Source organism: Vibrio sp. 10N.222.52.C3 (genome assembly GCF_041474195.1).
GTDB lineage: Bacteria > Pseudomonadota > Gammaproteobacteria > Enterobacterales > Vibrionaceae > Vibrio > Vibrio crassostreae_C.
Map to the genome: position 1 here is coordinate 1 of NZ_JBFRTQ010000210.1, position 3,494 is coordinate 3,494.

Genomic DNA, 3,494 nt, shown 5'->3' on the forward strand with positions numbered 1-3,494 from the left:
CCTCCTCCTACTCGATTTGTCGTAGAAGTTGCAATAGAGGCGTTAACAAATGGTGACTTAGTCAGCAAATATTCACTGAGTGCTCCAACCACTTGCATTTTCGCCACATTTTTACAGAAATTAGATGCCATTTGCGTACGAAACTTTTATCCTTAACCTGATTTTTTAAGGAAGTTGAATATGATCATCAAACCTCGAATTCGCGGATTCATCTGTACTACAACACATCCAGTCGGTTGTGAAGCTAATGTAAAAGAACAAATTGCTTACACAAAAGCTCAAGGCCCAATCGCAAACGCACCTAAACGTGTACTAGTTGTTGGCTCTTCAAGTGGCTACGGCTTGTCTTCACGTATTGCGGCTGCATTTGGTGGCGGCGCTTCAACTATCGGTGTTTTCTTTGAGAAAGCCGGTACTGAGAAAAAGCCTGGCACAGCTGGTTTCTACAACTCAGCAGCGTTCGACAAGTTTGCTAAAGAAGAAGGCCTATATTCAAAAAGCCTGAACGGCGATGCTTTCTCTAACGAGGCGAAACAGAAAACAATTGACCTGATCAAAGAAGATCTAGGCCAAATCGATATGGTTGTATACTCACTGGCGTCTCCAGTGCGTAAAATGCCAGAGACTGGCGAAGTAATTCGTTCATCTCTAAAGCCTATCGGTGAAACGTACACGTCAACTGCGGTTGATACGAACAAAGACACAATCATCGAAGCAAGCGTAGAGCCTGCAACTGAAGAAGAGATCAAAGACACTGTTACTGTAATGGGCGGTGAAGATTGGGAACTTTGGATCAATGCTCTTTCTGAAGCTGGTGTTCTAGCGGACGGTTGTAAGACGGTTGCTTACAGCTACATCGGTACTGAACTAACGTGGCCAATCTACTGGGATGGCGCACTAGGTAAAGCTAAGATGGATCTAGACCGTGCAGCGACAGCGCTGAACGAGAAGCTAGGCCAAACTGGCGGTACTGCAAACGTTGCTGTTCTTAAGTCTGTAGTGACTCAAGCAAGTTCTGCAATCCCTGTAATGCCTCTTTACATCGCTATGGTGTTCAAGAAGATGCGTGAAGAAGGTATTCACGAAGGTTGTATGGAACAGATCTTCCGTATGTTCAGCCAACGTCTATACAAAGAAGACGGCAGCGCGCCAGAAGTGGATGAAGTGAACCGTCTACGTCTAGATGACCTTGAGCTTCGCGAAGACATTCAAGATCACTGTCGTAACCTATGGCCTCAAATCACAACTGAGAACCTAAAAGAACTGACTGACTACGTAGAGTACAAAGAAGAGTTCTTGAAGCTATTTGGTTTCGGTGTTGAAGGTGTTGATTACGAAGCTGACGTTAACCCAGCTGTTGAATTTGATGTAGCTGACATCTAATTCAAGTTATCGAATCTAAACGAAATAGGCGCTCATTGAGCGCCTATTTTTTTGTCTGCTATTTGGTTCAAGAGATTAAGAGCAGATATGGGATTCGAGTGGCGGGATGCGAAGAGATTTAAGAGCGGATACGGCTACCGCGATTCGAAGGGGGACAAGAGTAGAAATAAGGGATGAAGAGAGTTAAGAGCAGGAGTGGGGAAGAAGGCTTGAACCGCTTAAAACAGGTTATAAAAAATGCACTAACCCAAAGTGAATTAGTGCATTCGAAATATCTAAGCTTGGCTGCTTTTAATGCAGCAGATGCTAGCTAATTATGATGATGAAAGTACCTGCTAAGGTCATCAATATATTGGCTATCGCATAAGTACCCGCATAACCCAGAGCCGGAATCGTTGAGCGAGCGTGGTCATTTACGATGTCCATCGCTGGAGCGCAAGTTCGCGCGCCAATGATTGCACCGAACAACAAAGCTCGGTTCATCTTTAATACGTAAGCGCCAACCAAGTAAGCGAAGAATACTGGCAGCACACTCACTACTAGGGCAATACCTATTACCTGTGGGCCAACTTGGGTTAAGTGCTCAAATATCTTACCACCGGCGCTCAAGCCGATACCGACCATAAAGAACATCAAACCGAGGTCTTTGACCATGTTCAGAGCACCTTGAGGCACATAACCGAAAGTAGGGTGGTTCGCTCGTAGGAAACCAAGCATGATGCCCGATAGAAGCAGGCCAACCGCGTTACCTAGCCCAAACGATACCTGACCGAATGTCATGGTGATCAAACCAAACAAAATACCCAAAATGAAGAAGCTACAGAAGGCCATCAAATCCGCCATTTGGCTGTGGATTGAGATGAAACCAATTTTCTCAGCTAGGCCGTGCACTCGACTCTTTTCACCACTCACCTGTAGGACGTCACCTTTAGAAAGCACGATGTTTAAGTCCATCGGCATTTCAATCTGAGCACGTACTACGCGGTTAAGGAAACAGCCGTATTCAGACAGGTTTAAGTCTGATAGGCGCTTACCTGCGATACTGTCACTCTTAACGACGATCTCTTCTTCCACGATACGCAGATCGAGAAGGTTACGGTCGAAAACTTCTTTACCGTTACGGAAGCTTGGGTCTAGACGAGCGTGGCTATCTGGGAAACCAACCAATGCGATCTCATCGCCTTCTTGCAGAATTGCATCACCATCTGGATGGGCAAGAATACCATTACGTCGAATACGCTCGATGTAACAGCCTGTTTGGCGATAGATGCCCAGTTCACGCAGATTCTTACCGTCAGTCCAAGAGATGAGCTCTGGTCCCACTCGATAAGCACGAATAATGGGCAAGTAAACCTTACGCTGACCTGAAGCGCCTAACCCACGTTCTTGGGCGATTTGCTCTGCCGAGTCGTGTAGGTTCACTTTTTGAAGTTTTGGAATCAAGCGAGCAAACATAATCATACTGATTAAGCCAACCAAGTAAGCCATCGCGTAACCGACTGAAAGGTTTTCGATAATCAGGCTCAAGTCCATGTTTCTTGGTAATTCTGCAAGCCCAGAATTCAGAGCATCTTGAGCACCTACCAATATCGGCGTTGCTGTTAAGGCACCTGCCATCATGCCTGCAGATAAACCAAAGCCTAGGCCAAGGTAATGACTACTGAAATAGGTTAGGGCAATTGCGGTAGAAAGTACCACAAGGCTCAGAATGAGGTAGTGCTTACCGTCTCTGAAGAAGATACCGAAGAAGTTTGGTCCAGCTTCAATGCCAACACAGTAGATGAACAGCATGAAACCAATGGTGAGCGCATCTGCGTTAAAAGAAAAGCCAAGATGTCCCATGATAAGGGAAGTAATCAAAACACCGATTGAATTACCAAGTTGGAGGCTACCGAAACGAATTTTACCAATGGCTAATCCAATCGATAAAACAACAAAGATGAGGAGAATGGGGTTTTGTTCTAACAGAAAAACAACGTCGATATTCACGGTGGTCGCTCAATAATTGGCGTGGAACACAGGGTAAGTTTGAGAGGTGAATTGTATCTAAATATAAATAAATTATAAGCAATATTTTGTTAATTTACTTGATTTTGACCTTATTCTTATTC

At 44.8% G+C, this 3,494-nt stretch carries 2 protein-coding genes; one reads left to right on the forward strand and one right to left on the reverse strand.

Going from position 1 to position 3,494, the window contains the following annotated elements; translation table 11 throughout:
- Positions 1-180 precede the first annotated feature (180 nt).
- Positions 181-1,383 (forward strand): enoyl-ACP reductase FabV, encoded by a 1,203-nt coding sequence (gene fabV / locus AB4517_RS22165; RefSeq protein WP_017065406.1) that lies wholly within the window; start codon positions 181-183, stop codon positions 1,381-1,383.
- Positions 1,384-1,689: 306 nt separating this feature from the next.
- On the opposite strand, the gene AB4517_RS22170 is transcribed toward fabV, so the two are convergent.
- Complete coding sequence (locus AB4517_RS22170) at positions 1,690-3,372, reverse strand: aspartate:alanine antiporter (RefSeq protein ID WP_017060395.1); 1,683 nt, start codon at positions 3,370-3,372, stop codon at positions 1,690-1,692.
- Between the last annotated feature and the right edge of the window lie 122 nt (positions 3,373-3,494).